This window comes from Bacillus sp. 5RYD7K (assembly GCF_059831465.1).
The window spans coordinates 1,999,422-2,015,342 of the sequence record NZ_CP191200.1 but is presented as its reverse complement, the minus strand read 5'-3'; the positions used below and the strand labels follow the sequence as shown (position 1 = coordinate 2,015,342).

At 46.8% G+C, this 15,921-nt stretch carries 12 protein-coding genes and 1 pseudogene; 1 reads left to right on the top strand and 12 read right to left on the bottom strand.

Annotated elements, in window-relative coordinates:
* Nucleotides 1-5: 5 nt before the first annotated feature.
* The 9 genes from ytaF to ACQE26_RS10095 form a co-directional block, all read right to left on the bottom strand.
* Nucleotides 6-638, bottom strand: coding sequence for a sporulation membrane protein YtaF (gene ytaF, locus ACQE26_RS10135; RefSeq protein WP_016938612.1), 633 nt, complete (start codon nt 636-638; stop codon nt 6-8).
* Between the two features lie 136 nt (nt 639-774).
* Nucleotides 775-1,605, bottom strand: a complete 831-nt coding sequence (mutM, locus tag ACQE26_RS10130; protein WP_016938611.1) for a DNA-formamidopyrimidine glycosylase — start codon at nt 1,603-1,605, stop codon at nt 775-777.
* A 28-nt stretch (nt 1,606-1,633) separates the two neighbouring features.
* Complete coding sequence (gene polA, locus ACQE26_RS10125; RefSeq protein ID WP_500469220.1) at nt 1,634-4,273, bottom strand: DNA polymerase I; 2,640 nt, start codon at nt 4,271-4,273, stop codon at nt 1,634-1,636.
* Between the two features lie 246 nt (nt 4,274-4,519).
* On the bottom strand, nt 4,520-6,259 hold the full coding sequence (gene pnpS / locus ACQE26_RS10120; protein ID WP_500469218.1) for a two-component system histidine kinase PnpS: 1,740 nt from the start codon (nt 6,257-6,259) through the stop codon (nt 4,520-4,522).
* Nucleotides 6,252-6,971: a response regulator transcription factor gene (locus ACQE26_RS10115; protein ID WP_045509934.1), complete on the bottom strand. Its 720-nt coding sequence runs from the start codon at nt 6,969-6,971 to the stop codon at nt 6,252-6,254. Before ACQE26_RS10115 ends, pnpS begins: the two co-directional genes overlap by 8 nt.
* Nucleotides 6,972-7,186: 215 nt before the next feature.
* Nucleotides 7,187-8,125: a malate dehydrogenase gene (gene mdh, locus ACQE26_RS10110; RefSeq protein ID WP_003152455.1), complete on the bottom strand. Its 939-nt coding sequence runs from the start codon at nt 8,123-8,125 to the stop codon at nt 7,187-7,189.
* 45 nt (nt 8,126-8,170) lie between these two features.
* On the bottom strand, nt 8,171-9,442 hold the full coding sequence (gene icd / locus ACQE26_RS10105; protein WP_438420374.1) for an NADP-dependent isocitrate dehydrogenase: 1,272 nt from the start codon (nt 9,440-9,442) through the stop codon (nt 8,171-8,173).
* A gap of 160 nt (nt 9,443-9,602) precedes the next feature.
* Nucleotides 9,603-10,721: a citrate synthase gene (gene citZ / locus ACQE26_RS10100; RefSeq protein WP_269774663.1), complete on the bottom strand. Its 1,119-nt coding sequence runs from the start codon at nt 10,719-10,721 to the stop codon at nt 9,603-9,605.
* 334 nt (nt 10,722-11,055) lie between these two features.
* Nucleotides 11,056-11,520 (bottom strand): DUF441 domain-containing protein, encoded by a 465-nt coding sequence (locus tag ACQE26_RS10095; protein ID WP_007408072.1) that lies wholly within the window; start codon nt 11,518-11,520, stop codon nt 11,056-11,058.
* 97 nt (nt 11,521-11,617) lie between these two features.
* Between ACQE26_RS10095 and ytvI the strand changes: the two genes are divergently transcribed.
* A complete protein-coding gene (gene ytvI / locus ACQE26_RS10090) occupies nt 11,618-12,733 on the top strand; it encodes a sporulation integral membrane protein YtvI (protein WP_500469215.1) in 1,116 nt (371 codons plus the stop codon).
* A 31-nt stretch (nt 12,734-12,764) separates the two neighbouring features.
* Here the strand turns inward: ytvI and ACQE26_RS10085 are convergent.
* The 3 genes and pseudogenes from ACQE26_RS10085 to pfkA form a co-directional block, all read right to left on the bottom strand.
* Nucleotides 12,765-12,995: pseudogene (locus ACQE26_RS10085) on the bottom strand (FxsA family protein); the annotation flags it as partial.
* 98 nt (nt 12,996-13,093) lie between these two features.
* A complete protein-coding gene (gene pyk, locus ACQE26_RS10080) occupies nt 13,094-14,851 on the bottom strand; it encodes a pyruvate kinase (protein ID WP_438420376.1) in 1,758 nt (585 codons plus the stop codon).
* A gap of 39 nt (nt 14,852-14,890) precedes the next feature.
* Complete coding sequence (gene pfkA, locus ACQE26_RS10075; RefSeq protein WP_016938601.1) at nt 14,891-15,850, bottom strand: 6-phosphofructokinase; 960 nt, start codon at nt 15,848-15,850, stop codon at nt 14,891-14,893.
* Nucleotides 15,851-15,921: the final 71 nt, after the last annotated feature.

The following is a 15,921-nucleotide window of genomic DNA, read 5'->3' as shown; positions in this document are numbered from 1 at the left end:
CCTTCTTACATTTTCCAAATCCCGATGATAATCAGCAGGATCCCCGGCAAAAATGTCATTTTATCTATCCAATTCCATCTTGAAAGAAAATGCCCGGCGTTGATGCCGAATGACACAAACAGCGAGCTCATCACCCCGACAGTCACGCTCATCATAACCGGAGAAAAACCGAGAATGGCCGCTCCCATGCCTGCGCCAAAGGCGTCAATAGATAAGGCGATACCGAGCAGAAGCGCTTCGACTCCGTTAATGGTTCCGGATTGATCAATATCTGCACTGGTCGGCTTTTTCAAAATGTGAATCACGATGCCGAGCGATTTCACTTCAAGGTTTAGCAGTGTTTTTTCGTGTAATAAGTAATCCGGCTCTTTCGCCGGTTTAAAAAATTGATAGATGACCCATGCCCCGATTCCGATTAAGATCAGCCCGCCCAGTTTCTCCGTGACGGATACAGGGAAAATCTTTGTCAGAAAATGGCCGATCAGCATGGATATAAACATCACAGAGGCTGAACAGCAAGCGATCACGGCAATCGCTTTGAACGGGATTTTCATTTTTCTCAATCCATACGTAAACCCGACTGAAAAACTGTCCAAGCTGACAGCAAAAGCCAAAAGCAGCAAAGAAACAATCTCCATATCCGTTTCTCCCTTTCTCTTGATCGGCAATTGTGACATATGCCTATTGGGTGAATCACAATATATATATGGAGAAAGGTCATCAACTGTGTTAGAAAAAAGTCATTCTGCTGCCGCCTGCTTGAACAGCTTCAGTTTATGATTTTTTTTGGCATCGGGCGCAGAAATGCGTCCCCCTTCCGCCGACTACGATTTTAGAAATCATCGTGCCGCACGTTTTGCACGGCTCATCCTTTTTGCCGTATACGTAATGTTTGAGCTGAAACATTCCGATTTCCCCTTGAGAATTGATATAAGACCGGACAGTGCTCCCGCCCGCGTCAATCGCTTCCTGAAGGGTGTCTTTAATTTCTGTATGAAGCGTTTTTATCTGTCCGTCAGACAGGCTGTTCGCTTTTGTCTCAGGGTGAATCCGCGCCCGGAATAAAGCTTCATCGACATAAATGTTGCCGAGGCCGACGACCGCTTTTTGATCGAGCAGGGCGGTTTTTACCGCGCGGTTCGTTTTTGCCAGCCGCTCTTTTAAATAGGCGGCGGTAAATGCTTCATCATCTGGTTCGGGCCCGAGCTGTGAAAGCGGTAATGCATTCAGTTCCTCTCCCGGCGCAAATAAATGCATCGTGCCGAATTTCCGGACATCCCGGTAGCGGAGCTCTGTTCCGTCCGTCATGCGAAACACAACGTGAACATGTTTATCGTCAGGCTCATCGGCCTGATAAAGACCGTATTTCCCCTCCATCCGGAGATGGGACACCATGACATAATGATCCAGATGGAAAAGCAAAAACTTTCCCCTTCTTCCGATGGATCGAATGGTTTCTCCTGCAATCTGCCGCGCGAATTCCTCCGGCTCGGCGGGTTTTTTGATGATATTCGGCCACCTGATGTCCGCCGATTCAATCGTTTTTCCCTTCACAAGACCGGTCAGAGTGCGCCGGACCGTTTCAACTTCTGGTAATTCCGGCACAATCATCACTTCCTTTTTCTCTGTTTATTTATTTTGCATCGTACCAAGACGGTCCTGAAGCATAATCCGCCTTTAACGGCACGTCTAATGCCAAAGCATGCTCCATCACTTCAGGAACCAGCTTCTCTAATATTTCAATTTCTTCCTTAGGCGCTTCAAAAATCAATTCATCGTGCACCTGAAGCAGCAGTCTTGCCTTCAGTTTTTTCTCCTTCAGCTCAGCTGCCATATCAATCATGGCTTTTTTAATAATATCAGCGGCGCTGCCCTGAATCGGCGTATTCATAGCCGTCCGTTCCGCAAAGCTCCGCAGGTTGAAGTTGCGGCTTGTCAGCTCAGGGATATAGCGGCGGCGCTGCATAAGAGTCGTCACATATCCTTTTTGTTTCGCTTCCTGCACCGATTCTTCCATATACGCCTTGACGCCCGGAAAGCTTTCTAAGTAGCGGTCAATAAAAGCGCCCGCTTCCTTCCGGGTAATGCCGAGGTTTTGAGACAGCCCGTAATCACTGATGCCGTAAACGATCCCGAAATTGACGGCCTTTGCCTGACGGCGCATCGCCTGTGTCACTTCATCCTCGCTGACATGAAACACATCCATTGCGGTTTTTGTGTGAATGTCCATATCATTCGTAAATGCCTCAATCAGATTTTCATCTTTTGAAATATGCGCAAGCACCCTTAACTCAATTTGTGAATAATCAGCGGCGAAAATAAGCCAGTCCGGTTCTGACGGAACGAAAGCCTGACGGATTTTCCGTCCTTCCTCCAGCCTGATCGGAATATTTTGCAGGTTCGGATCAGTTGAGCTGAGGCGCCCGGTTTGAGTCAATGCCTGATTGAATCGGGTATGCACCTTATGAGAATCCTTGCGTGTGACTTTCAGCAGCCCTTCAATATAAGTCGATTGGAGTTTGCCGATTTGTCTGTATTGCAGGATGTAGGCGACGATATCATGTTTGTCTGCGAGCTTCTCCAGCACATCGGCTGAAGTGGAATAGCCTGTTTTTGTTTTCTTTACTGGCGGCAGGCCGAGCTTTTCAAACAGAATGACGCCGAGCTGTTTTGGTGAATTGATGTTAAACGGTTCACCGGCGATGTCATGGATTTTTTCTTCATATTCTTTCAGCTTCGCGCCGAGCTCTTCGCCCATTCGCTTCAGTCTATCAACATCTACTTTGACGCCCATTGATTCCATTTCTCCGAGAATAAGCGCAAGCGGGAGTTCGAGATCTTCATATAATTCAAGCTGATTATTTTCTTCCAGCGCGTGCAGCAGTTTGTCCCGGAGGCTGTTAACGGCAGACGCTTTTCGAGCGAGATGATCGGCAAGCTCTTTTTCAGCCGGAACGGCGCGCTTTGCGCCTTTTCCGTAAACCGCTTCATCTTTTGAAACGATATTCAGGCCGTATTCTTTCGCTACGCTCGCGACATCGTCGTACGAATTGCCCGGGTTTATAATGTAGGCGGCAAGAAGCGCGTCAAATTCCGTTCCCTTCAGCTCAATTCCCTGCCAGCGCAAAGCGACGACGGAGCGTTTGCTGTCAAACACCCACTTTTTCTTCGACTCATCTTCAGCCCAGGATTTAAAGGCTTCGGATTGGATGGCGGTTTCTTTCGGAATATAATAAAGGCCTGCTTCATTCACGATGGAAAAGCCGAGTATCGGTTCTTCGTGATAGTTATCACCGATTTGTTCGACGACTAAAGCGGACGGCGAAACGAGCATATCTTCGGTGATTTCTTCGGCCGTTTCAACATTGATGTCCTCAAAATCTTCTTCCGCCGTTTCTCCGCTATCTTCACCGAGCCGCTCAAGCAGCGTGTTAAAACCGAGGTCTTTAAAAATGGCAACGACTTGTTCACGGTCGAACCCTTGATAATCTAAATCGTCAAGCTTGACTTCAATCGGCGCATTTGTCATAATCGTCGCCAGCTCTTTGCTCATCAGGGCTTGTTCTTTATATTCTTCGAGCTTTTCTTTTAATTTTTTCCCGCTGACTTCATCGATTGATTCAAGCAATTTCTCAACCGAATGGAACTGCTTCAAGAGCTTAATCGCCGTTTTTTCGCCGACGCCGGGAACACCCGGGATGTTATCGGATGAATCCCCCATTAATCCCTTCATATCAATGATTTGCAGCGGTGTCAGACCGTACTTTTCTTCGACGTGCTCCGGCGTGTAATCTTCCACGTCGGTAATGCCTTTTCTTGTAATGGCAACGGTCGTTTTCCCGGTTGCAAGTTGCGTTAAGTCTTTGTCTCCGGAAAATACCTTTACTTCAAAGCCGTCTTTCTCAGCAGATACGGCAAGCGTGCCGATAATATCATCCGCTTCATATTCAGGAAGCTCATAGCGGCTGATATTGTAAGCATCGAGGAGCTCACGGATGAACGGCATCTGTTCAGAAAGCTCCGGCGGCGTTTTTTGTCTTCCGCCTTTATATTCTTTAAACGTGCTGTGGCGGAAAGTCGTTTTTCCCGCATCAAAAGCCACCAGCATGTGGGTCGGTTTTTCATCCTCCAGCATTTTCATTAAAATCATCGCAAACCCGTATACGGCATTTGTATGAATGCCTTTTTCATTGCTTAGAAGCGGTAATGCAAAAAACGCCCGGTACGCCAGACTGTTTCCGTCGACAAGCACTAATTTTTTTCGTTCCGTCATTCAATATCCTCCTAAGAGCAAAAGCTCGTCATTCCTCTGTTTTTTAATCTCACAGCTTCTCTTATTTTAACAAAGTTCAATTTGAAAGGAAAATGAGCGGACCCCGTGAAAACGCAAAAAAGGACGGGAACAAGAAAACACGTTCCCGCCGTTAAAATTGGCTCCTTGGATGAAGGGGTTCTGTTACATCCTAACAAGATAGGTTTAACAGGTCATGAAGAAATTGTTAATCCTTTGTAAAGCTGATCACGCTGCCGGCGGCCGCTTCAGCGTCACAGTGAACACGGTTCCCTGTCCCGGCTCGCTTGTGACTTCGATTTTGCCTTCATGGGCTTCTATTAAGTGCTTTACGATGGCAAGACCGAGCCCGGTTCCTCCCGAGTTGCGGCTCCTGTCTTTATCCACGCGGTAGAATCTCTCAAATATCCTCGGAATCTCTTCCTTCTGAATACCGATTCCCGTATCGGACACTTTGATATCGACAGCGGTTTCTTTCACATTTACCGAAATCGCCACCGTCCCTTTTTCAGGCGTGTAGGTTAAAGCGTTGTTCGCCAGATTCAGGAATACCTGCTTCAGCCTGTGCACATCACCCATCACAAAAATCGGCTCCTCCGGAAGGTCAAGCTGAAAACTGATGCCTTTTTCCTCAGCCTTATGCTGTAAAAGGGCTTCGATTTCATGGAGGATTTTTGCGGCGTCAAAGGATTCTACGCGCATCGTAAAGTTTTGCTGCTCCATTTTGGATAAATCCAATAAGTCCTGTACGAGGGATTGGAGCCGCTCACTTTCTTTCAGAATGATAGACAGAAAGTCTGAAAGTGCCTTTTCATCTTTCATCGCCCCATCTAACAGCGTTTCCGTAAAGCCTTTAATCGAGGTGATCGGCGTTTTCAGTTCATGGGAAACATTGGCGACGAAGTCCTTCCTCATCTGCTCCAATTTTTTAATTTCCGTTATATCGTGAAAAACGAGAACAATGCCCTTCCATTCATCATCAGGACCCATGATCGGAACGCCGTCAACTTCAAAGTAGCGCCGCTCAATGTTGATGGGAAGTCTCAGCAGCTGGCATTTTTTCGTCTCCGTCATAAAAATATCTTCGACGAGCCGAATGATTTCCTCATGCTCAAACGCATCATGATAAAGGCGGCGAAGCAGACGTTCAGGCTTTGTATGAAACTGCTTCGTGTACGATCGGTTCACGAGATTAATAAAACCTCTCCCGTCTATTAAAATCAAACCTGAACCGATATTTTCAATGACGGTTAACAGACGGTCGCGCTGCATATCCTGCGTTCTCGTCATTTCCATCAAATCGACCGCCAGACTGTTCATCGCACGCCCGAGGCGGTCAGACCGCCTTGCGTAACCGCTGTAGGAGCGGGCGTCATAATTGCCTTTGGACAGTTCCGTCGCCACCTTCGTCGCGGCGTCGATTGATTTTTTGTAACGGGACGTCATGTTTGTATAAAAGAAAACGATAATGATAAAAGCGGTACAAAGACTTGCTGCCAGCATGCCCCACATTTCTCCGGTAATACTTGAACCGCCGCTGATCTCCGAGGAAACGAGCACATATCCCGCCGTTTGGCCGGCGTCATTTTTTACGGCGGCGCCGCGGATCATTTTGCTTCCCGCCTGTATGGCTGCCTCATTTTTATTGTGAGAAATGAACTCCTTTACGGCTGCATCATCAGCATGCCTGCCGGAATGATAAACGGCGTCACCCTTCTCATTGAGAACAGAGACGTTTATACCGAGGGTGCGGCCGGCGTCGCGGACTACCGTTTCATTGCTTTTATTGCCGATTCGGCCGGTATCAAGAAGGCCCGCTATGTATACCGATTCCTTTTTCAGCTGATCCGCCGTTCTGTCTTTAGCGGCTGAAGAAATAAGCTGCTGTAAAAAAAGGCCGAGAACACTGAAAACCAATATGATACATACAACAAGTAAAGCGAACAGACGCACACGGACTTTATTCATTCATTTTTGGCTCCTCCAGTTTATACCCCAAACCTCTGATTGTTTTAATATAGATGGGTTTTTTGGTATTTGATTCGATTTTGTCGCGCAGATGGCTGATATGAACATCAACAATCCGGGTGTCCCCGGCAAAATCATAGTTCCAGACCGCGCTCAGCAGAAGATCTCTTGTCAGCACTCTTCCCTTGTGTTTTCCCAAATACAGAAGCAGTTCAAATTCTTTAGGCGTCAATTCCAGCTGTTCCGACTTAAAGTACGCTTCGTAATGCTCCGGAAGAATTTTCAGCTCGCCGATAAGGATCTGCCCGTCCTTTTCCTCTTCTCTGCCTTGTGACAGCGAAGAAATGTCAGCCCTTCTTAAAATGGCTTTCACCCGCGCAGTCACTTCCCTCGGACTGAACGGCTTTGTCATGTAATCATCCGCTCCGAGCTCCAGTCCCAGCACCTTATCAAACTCCTCATCTTTTGCTGTCAGCATCAAGATCGGAACCATCATTTTCTGCTGTCTGAGCTGTTTACAGACGTCGATTCCGTCCACTTTCGGCAGCATGACATCCAGTACGATTAAATCCGGATTTTCCTTCTCTGCCTGCTCCAGAGCCTCTTCGCCGTCTGATGCGGTAATGACATCATAGCCGGACCGTTCCAGATTGTACTGTAAAAGAGTAACGATAGATTGTTCATCATCTACAACTAAAATTTTTTTGTTCATGCTGCGCCCTCCGCTGTCTATTTTCCCCGACATCCAATTTTCTCTATTTTATGTGTTGCATATCACTTTATGATTTCATTTTATCTAATACTGCCCGTTCAGACAATTCGCCTTTTTGATCATTTTCAGAGAAAGGATCGTTCAGGGAAAAAGAAAACGCTTTCATTAATTGTAAAAAGAGGAAGGCTTCTGATTCGGAAGCCTTCCCATTTTTCTTATGACAATACTTTCATCACGTTTTTGACAGATTCAACTGATTTACTCAGCTGTGCTTTTTCATAGTCTGTCAGTTCAAGCTCAATGATTTGCTCTAGGCCGTTTCCTCCGATAATCGTCGGTACGCCTAAGTAAATGCCTTCATGACCGTATTCGCCTTCTAAATAAGCGATGGTCGGAAGCACGCGGCGCTGATCTTTCAAAATGGCTTCTACCATTTCTGTCAGTGATGCAGCAGGCGCGTAGTAGGCGCTTCCGTTTCCGAGAAGGTTGACGATTTCCCCGCCGCCTTTTCTTGTGCGCTCTACAATCGCATCAAGACGGTCTTTCGGGATAAGCGTTTCGAGCGGAATGCCGCCCGCATAGGAATAACGGACGAGAGGAACCATGTCGTCACCGTGTCCTCCGAGAACAAAACCGGTCACGTCTTTTACTGACAGGTTTAATTCTTCAGCGACGAATGTTCTGAACCGCGCAGTGTCAAGCACTCCGGATTGTCCGATAACACGTTCTTTCGGGAAGCCTGATTCTTTATACACCGCATATGTCATCGCATCAACAGGGTTTGTTAACACGACGATAATGCAGTCAGGAGAATATTTCACGATCTCACGTGTGACGCTTCTCATGATTTTTTCGTTTGTAGATACGAGATCATCACGGCTCATGCCTGGTTTTCTCGCAATTCCGGCCGTGATGACGACGATATCAGAACCAGCTGTGTCCTCGTAGTTGGACGTGCCTGTGATTTTCGCGTCAAATCCTTGAACCGGACTTGCTTCGAGCATGTCAAGCGCTTTTCCTTTAGTCGGGTTTTCTAATTGTGGAATATCAACGAGCACAACATCCGCAAGCTCTTTTTGAGCTGTAAGGAAGGCTGTTGTCGCTCCCGTAAATCCTGCTCCGATAACAGAAACTTTACTGCGTGTTTTTCCCATGATTCTCTTCTCCTTTTTTGGCTTCATTAGAAGTCTGCTTTAGGTTCAGTCCATGTTTTTGATAAGCTCTTCACCGAACTCTGAACATTTCACTTCAGTTGCACCGTCCATTAATCTTGCAAAATCGTAAGTTACTACTTTTGAAGCAATCGTTTTTTCCATAGATTTAATGACTAGGTCAGCCGCCTCATTCCAGTTCAGGTGTTCAAGAAGAAGCACTCCTGAAAGGATAACGGATGACGGGTTGACTTTGTCAAGGCCGGCATATTTAGGAGCCGTTCCGTGAGTCGCTTCGAAAATCGCATGCCCTGTTTCATAGTTGATGTTCGCTCCCGGCGCGATGCCGATTCCGCCTACCTGAGCGGCAAGCGCATCAGAGATATAGTCTCCGTTTAAGTTCATCGTCGCCACGACGTCGAATTCACTCGGGCGGGTTAAGATCTGCTGAAGGAAAATATCAGCGATGCTGTCTTTGACGATGATTTTTCCTGCTGCTTCTGCTTCGCTCTGCGCTTTATCAGCCGCTTCTTTTCCGTCTTTTTCGACGATGCGGTCATATTCGGCCCAAGTGAATACTTTATCTCCGTATTCTCTTTCGGCAAGCTCATAGCCCCAGTTTTTAAATGCCCCTTCAGTGAACTTCATGATGTTTCCTTTGTGGACAAGCGTGACAGACTTGCGGCCGTTTTCGATCGCATACTCAATGGCAGCTCTGACTAAGCGGCTTGTTCCTTCTTCAGAAACAGGCTTGATGCCGATTCCTGATGTTTCAGGGAAACGGATTTTGTTAACGCCCATTTCATTTTGCAGGAAGCTGATCAGCTTTTCAACTTCTTCAGAACCTTTCGCATACTCAATTCCGGCGTAAATATCTTCCGTATTTTCGCGGAAAATGACCATATCCGTATCTTCAGGACGTTTGACCGGAGAAGGCACTCCAGTGAAATATCTGACAGGGCGCAGGCACGTAAACAAATCAAGCTCCTGTCTCAGCGCCACGTTCAGAGAACGGATACCGCCGCCGACCGGTGTCGTCAGAGGTCCTTTGATAGCGATGAAGTACTCTCTGATGTCTTCCAGCGTTTCGGCAGGAAGCCACTCACCTGTTTTATTATAAGCCTTTTCACCGGCATAAACTTCTTTCCACGTGATTTTTTTCTCGCCTTTATATGCTTTTTCAACAGCGGCTTCCAATACTTTAGAAGCGGCATTCCAAATATCAGGGCCTGTGCCGTCACCTTCAATAAACGGGATAATCGGATTATTTGGTACGTTTAATACTCCATTAGAGACTGTAATTTTTTCACCTTGTGACACAATATTACCTCCCAGTATGTAATTCATATTTAGAAAACATTTTATTTTTCTTGTATAGAAAATAAAATGATTTTTCTCAAGATTCTATCAAAATTGTAAACCAACTTGGGCTTGATTAACAAGAGGCTAACGACATGAAAATCACCAGCCTCCCGTTTGATCAGGCTCTTTCGTCAATCGGAACAAAAGTCTGCTTATCCGGACCCGTGTATTCAGCGCGCGGGCGGATGAGGCGGTTGTTATCGTATTGCTCAAGAATGTGCGCGATCCATCCGGACATTCTGCTGACCGCAAAGATCGGCGTGAACAGATCGTGGTCAATGCCGAGACTGTGGTACACAGATGCGGAATAGAAATCAACGTTAGGCGGAAGTTTTTTCTCCGACGTCACAATTTCTTCGACACGGATTGACATGTCGTACCATTTGCTTTCACCCGTCAGATTCGTCAGGCGTTTGCTCATTTCTTTTAAATGTTTGGCGCGCGGATCCCCATGCTTATACACGCGGTGTCCGAAGCCCATCACTTTTTCCTTTTTCTCCATTTTGCTGCGGATATAAGGCTCGGCATTTTCCACTTCTCCGATCTCTGTCAGCATTTTCATGACGGCTTCATTGGCTCCGCCGTGAAGCGGTCCTTTTAATGCGCCGATGGCCGCCGTGATGCCTGAGTAAATATCGGATAAGGTGGCGACACATACTCTCGCCGTAAATGTTGATGCATTCAGCTCATGATCCGCATGAAGAATGAGCGCTTTGTTAAACGCTTCCACTTCGATCGGAGAAGGATCTTCACCGTTTAAGGTGTAAAGGAAGTTCTCCGCAATACCGTACTCTTCCTTCGGTTCAACAGGATCAAGCCCTTTGCGGATTCTTGAGAAAGCGGCGACAATGCCCGGCACCTTCGCCTGCAGACGGATGGCTTTTCTGTAGTTCGCTTCCGGATTCATGACATCGGCTTCACTGTCAGTCAGACCGAGTAATGAAATCGCCGTCCGGAGCGCAGCCATTGGATGCACGTTATTGAGGGGATAGGATTTGAAGTGCTCAATGATTTCTTGTGGAACGGCAGCTTCTTTCGCAAGCTGTTTTCTCAGTTCAGCAAGCTCTGTTTTATTCGGCAGGCGCAGATGCCACAGCAAATAAATGATTTCTTCAAAACTTGCATTCTCTGTCAAGTCGTCAATATCGTACCCTACATATGTAAGGGTATCGTCGATAATAGAGCTTACAGATGATGTTGTTGCTACAACCCCTTCAAGACCGCGTGTTGCTGTCATATTCAACCTCTCCTTTTCAATCAAAATTCCCCTTTAAAGAGTACATAAAACATACGGCTTACTTAAAATGAGTCATGTAAACACTCCCTTTCCCCTTTAAGAAAATGCTTACATTTCAATGATTGCGGTTACATAACCGGTATGCTTATAGAGGAACATAACAAATTCTTATAAGCTTATTTAAGTTTAAGCCTATTCTTATTATAAACAATAATCAGACATTTGTTAAATGTTTACCTATAATTTTTTTTCTTTCTCGCACATTTTCTTGATTTTACGCGGTTTTTTCCTCTTTTTCCGCAAAAAAAAAGCGGCTTTACGCCGCTTTTTTACTTTACGAAGTGAATATTTTAACGATCTGCATGGCCAGATAGGCAATTCCGGCGCCGATTAACGGACCGACAGCGACGCCGCCGAAAAGCGCGACGGCAAGTATCGTGCCGATCACCAGCGCCGTTGTAATATGAGGATCGTTTTCCAATAAGGTGAGACCGTTTTTGGCGATTAAGGCTACGGCGATTCCGGCGCCGAGAGCGATCCACGCATAATATGATTTCATCGCTTCTCCTAGCTGTTTAAAACCGATGTCACCTGTCGCAATCGGCACTAAAACAGCGATTGTAATGACGGTGACCCCCCAGTTGATTCCTTTTGACTGAATCACCGGGAACAATTTCTGATCAAGACCGACAGCTTTTATCACAATGAGAAAGCCGACGGCAAAAAGCAATGACTGGTTTTTGGCTATCAATGCGATGGCCAGCAATAATAGTAAAAATAAATTCGCCTGTGTAAACATTCTGAAAGCACCATCCTTCATCATAACTGTATTCATATCCTTTTTTTTGACGAATAAACTAATGTAATAGGACGTGCCGACCGAGAGGAGGATCGATGTGAATCCGCACTATGCAACTGTTTTTTTCCGCGCGCTGTTTGTACTAGCTGCGGCCGGCGGCGCTTTAGCGGCCGGTTACGCCTCATTCCCGTTAACTTATCCGTTTCTGATCGCCCTTATTCTGTCATCGGCGATCATTCCCGTCGTTGACTGGCTGGACAAACTGACAGGGCTGCCCCGATCAGTCAATACAGTCATTGTCCTGGTCTTCTTTTTGCTGATTCTTCTTGGCGCTGCGACTTTTCTCGTTGCGGAAATCATCTCGGGAACCGCCTATCTGGCCAAAACGCTCCCTCCCCATATCAGCGCCTTTATAACGTATTGCGAAGAATTCTTCACTTCCCGCATTCAGCCATTGTACCACGAGCTGACAGTCTTATTTAACGGGCTGGAAACCAATCAGCAGGCATCCATCGTGACGCATATTCAGACCCTCGGTGATACAGCCGCTAAAAATGCGGGGCTGATGCTATCACATCTTTTAGAGCTGGTGCCGAAATGGATTGCCTTCCTTCCCAATACGGCTGCCGTCTTCGTATTCGCAATGCTGGCGACTTTTTTTATGACAAAGGACTGGCACAAGCTGAAAGCGATGCTTTATTCCATTCTTCCGGAACGCGTTTCGGCAAACGCCAAGGCCGTGTCGGGAGAACTGAAAAAAGCGATGGCCGGTTTCATTAAGGCGCAGGCCGTGCTCATCCTTTTTACGATGATCATTGTCTTTATCGGACTGCTTCTTTTAGGAATTGAGCATGCAGCGACCATTGCCTTTTTTATCGGCCTGGTGGATCTTCTCCCGTATCTCGGCGCCGGATCGGTATTTGTTCCCTGGATTATGTATTTGGCCATTGCCGGTCAGCTTCCCCAAGCGATCGGTCTCGGTATTTTATATATAGTGGTTCTCATTCAGCGCCAGCTGACGGAGCCGAAGATTTTAAGCAAGTCAATCGGGCTTGATCCGCTTGCGACCTTAATCGCCCTGTTTGCCGGTTTTAAGCTGTTCGGAATTTTAGGACTGGCTGCGGGGCCTGCGCTTCTCGTTTTCATTCAGGCATTTATCACAACGGGCGCTTTAAAAGAAATATGGGCCTATATTACTGTTCAGTCCAAATAAAAACAGCAGCCCTGCAAGAAGGCTGCCGTTTTTATTTGATAATGATCCGCTTGTTTTTTGACATTCCTCTCAGCCATTTGAACAAAAGCGGCTTCATGCGGTTCCGAGTGAACGGAATCAGAAGACAAGCCCCTGCAATATCGGACAAAAAACCCGGAAGCATCAAAAACAGGCCTCCGATAAAGACACATATTCCATCAAGAAGCGCGTCCCCCGGCATGCTGCCGTGCTGCAGGTCGCGCATTACCCGATTTCTGCCCTCCTGTCCTTCTAAAAGCGCGTCACCGTCCGCATGGGAATAGGAAAATCAACCTAAAGACAAAAGAGAAGGGAGAACCCCCCTCTCTTTTTTAAAGCTGTTTAAAGAACGCTTGCGCGGCCTTCATACACAGCGCCGCGGGAAGCGTCAACTGTGATAACCTGTCCTTCTGTTAAAACTGAAGTTGCGTTCTCCAGACCGACGATAACCGGAATGCCCAAGCTTAAACCGACTACTGCGGCATGGCTTGTCAGACCGCCTTCTTCCGTGATGAGCGCTGATGCTTTTTCAAGCGAAGCGATCATGTCACGGTCAGTGCTTGAAGCAACCAATACTGCACCGTCTGTCATTTTTTGTTCAGCTTCCTTCGCATTTTTTGCAACAACAACCGGACCGAATGCTGATTTGCGTCCGATGCCTTGTCCTTTTGCGATAATGCTGCCGACAGTGTGAACTTTCATCAGATTCGTCGTACCTGATTCACCGACAGAACCGGCTGTAATGACAATCAAATCACCGTGTTTCACGATTCCGCTGTCAAGTGATTTTTGAACTGCATCTTCAAGCATTTCATCTGTAGAATTCGCGTTTTGGCCGCTTGCCGGGAAGACACCGAATACAAGGCCGAGTTTGCGTGATACAGACTCATTCACTGTAACGGCTACAATCGGAGCCTGCGGACGGTATTTCGCGATCATACGCGCCGTATGGCCGCTTTCTGTAGGCGTAACGATAGCTGCCGCGTTCAGATTGATCGCCGTGTGTGCAACGGATTGGCCAATTGCATCGGTAATCGTCATGCCGACCTGATCTCTGCGTTTAGACAGAATTTCTTTGTAGTTCAGAGATTCTTCCGTACGTGTGGCGATGTTAAACATTGTTTGAACCGCCTCAACAGGATATTGTCCCGCAGCCGTCTCACCGGAAAGCATGATCGCATCTGTGCCGTCGAAAATAGCGTTGGCAACGTCACTTGCTTCAGCGCGTGTCGGACGTGGGTTGCGCTGCATGCTGTCAAGCATTTGAGTCGCGGTAATAACCGGTTTGCCGAGCGCGTTGCATTTTTTGATCATTTCTTTTTGCACGAGCGGCACTTCTTCAGCCGGAATCTCTACGCCGAGGTCTCCGCGCGCTACCATTAAGCCGTCAGATACTTCCAGGATCGCATCCAGATTGTCTACGCCTTCCTGGTTCTCAATTTTAGGGATGATTTGAATGTCAGACGCGTTATGCTCTTCAAGCAGTTCGCGGATTTCCAGAACATCCGTAGAGCGGCGTACAAATGACGCAGCGATGAAATCAACGCCTTGCTCGATGCCGAAGACGATGTCTTTAGCGTCTTTTTCAGTAATTCCCGGAAGGTTGACGCTGACGCCGGGAACGTTTACGCCTTTTTTATTTTTCAGCGTGCCGCTGTTTAAGATTTTTGTTTTGATTTCGTGTTTTTCCGGATTTGATTCAATCACTTCCAATCCGATTAAACCGTCATCCAGCAGGATGATAGACCCTGCTGACACGTCGTCTGCCAGGCCTTCATAAGAAACTGAGAATTTTTCAAGCGTTCCCAGTACCTGTTTTGTAGAAACGATAATTTCATTTCCCGCCTGAAGCTCAAGCGCGCCGTTTTCCATATCGTGCGTGCGGATTTCCGGACCTTTCGTATCGAGGAGAATCCCCACGTTTTTGCCGAGCTTTTTGCTTGCTTCTCTGATGTTTTTGATTCTTGCGCCGTGCTCTTCGAAATCACCGTGTGAAAAATTCAGACGAGCAACGTTCATACCCGCTTCCATCAATTTTGTCAGCATTTCTACACTTTCACTGGCCGGACCGATTGTACAAACGATTTTTGTTTTTTTCAACTCGTTCACTTCCTTCTGAAATCTTCAGCTTCTTCCGTCTTAAATAGACAGTTCTTTTGAAAGCTGATACATGTTTGGTTCAACAGTATGTTTTGATTCTAAAATTTCTATAATATCATGGTCTACAAGCTTGTTGTTTTGTATACCTACGCAGCGTCCGCCTTTTCCTTTAAGCAGAAGCTCAACCGCGTAAGCGCCGAGGCGGCTTGCAAGAACCCGGTCAGAAGCGCTTGGAGATCCGCCGCGCTGGATGTGCCCTAAAACGGATACCCGTGTTTCAAGGTTTGTTTCTTCTTCGATGCGTTTTCCGAATTCAACCCCGCTGCCTACCCCCTCAGCAACGATGATGATACTGTGTTTTTTGCCGCGGTCGTGCCCTCTCTTCAAACGGCCGATAATTTCCTCCATATCGTAGTCCGCTTCAGGGATTAAAATGGATTCCGCTCCGCCTGCAAGACCTGCCCATAAAGCAATGTCGCCTGCATGGCGTCCCATCACTTCAATTACGTATGTACGCTCATGCGACGTAGCTGTGTCACGGATTTTATCAATCGCATCAATTACGGTATTTAACGCCGTATCAAATCCGATCGTAAAATCAGTTCCCGGGATGTCATTATCTATCGTACCCGGTACACCTACACATGGAAACCCGTGTTCCGTTAATTTTTTCGCACCCATGTACGAACCGTCTCCGCCGATAACGACAAGACCTTCAATGCCGAGTCTCTTTAAATTTTCGATTCCTTTTTCACGGCCTTCAACCGTTTTGAATTCAGGACATCTGGCTGTATACAGCTTTGTTCCTCCGCGGTGGATGATGTCACCGACCGAACCAAGCTCCAGTTTCTCTATTTTTCCGCTGATTAATCCTGAATAACCGTTATAAATTCCGTAAACTTCTACATCGTGATAGATAGCTTTACGCACAACCGCTCGCACCGCTGCGTTCATCCCCGGGGAATCCCCGCCGCTCGTTAATACTCCTATACGCTTCATTTCCTATTCACCTCAGCAACATATATATGTTAAACATATCATGATCATTGCCCTAAAACAATGAAAAGGGA

Excerpts from the sequence above, each read along its gene's own strand:
- ytaF (WP_016938612.1), bottom strand. The coding sequence starts at position 638 with ATGGAGATTGTTTCTTTGCTGCTTTTGGCTTTTGCTGTCAGCTTGGAC.
- ACQE26_RS10095 (WP_007408072.1), bottom strand. The coding sequence starts at position 11,520 with ATGTTTACACAGGCGAATTTATTTTTACTATTATTGCTGGCCATCGCA.
- pfkA (WP_016938601.1), bottom strand. The coding sequence starts at position 15,850 with ATGAAGCGTATAGGAGTATTAACGAGCGGCGGGGATTCCCCGGGGATG.
- polA (WP_500469220.1), bottom strand. The coding sequence starts at position 4,273 with ATGACGGAACGAAAAAAATTAGTGCTTGTCGACGGAAACAGTCTGGCG.
- mdh (WP_003152455.1), bottom strand. The coding sequence starts at position 8,125 with ATGGGAAAAACACGCAGTAAAGTTTCTGTTATCGGAGCAGGATTTACG.
- ACQE26_RS10115 (WP_045509934.1), bottom strand. The coding sequence starts at position 6,971 with ATGAACAAAAAAATTTTAGTTGTAGATGATGAACAATCTATCGTTACT.
- citZ (WP_269774663.1), bottom strand. The coding sequence starts at position 10,721 with ATGACAGCAACACGCGGTCTTGAAGGGGTTGTAGCAACAACATCATCT.
- pnpS (WP_500469218.1), bottom strand. The coding sequence starts at position 6,259 with ATGAATAAAGTCCGTGTGCGTCTGTTCGCTTTACTTGTTGTATGTATC.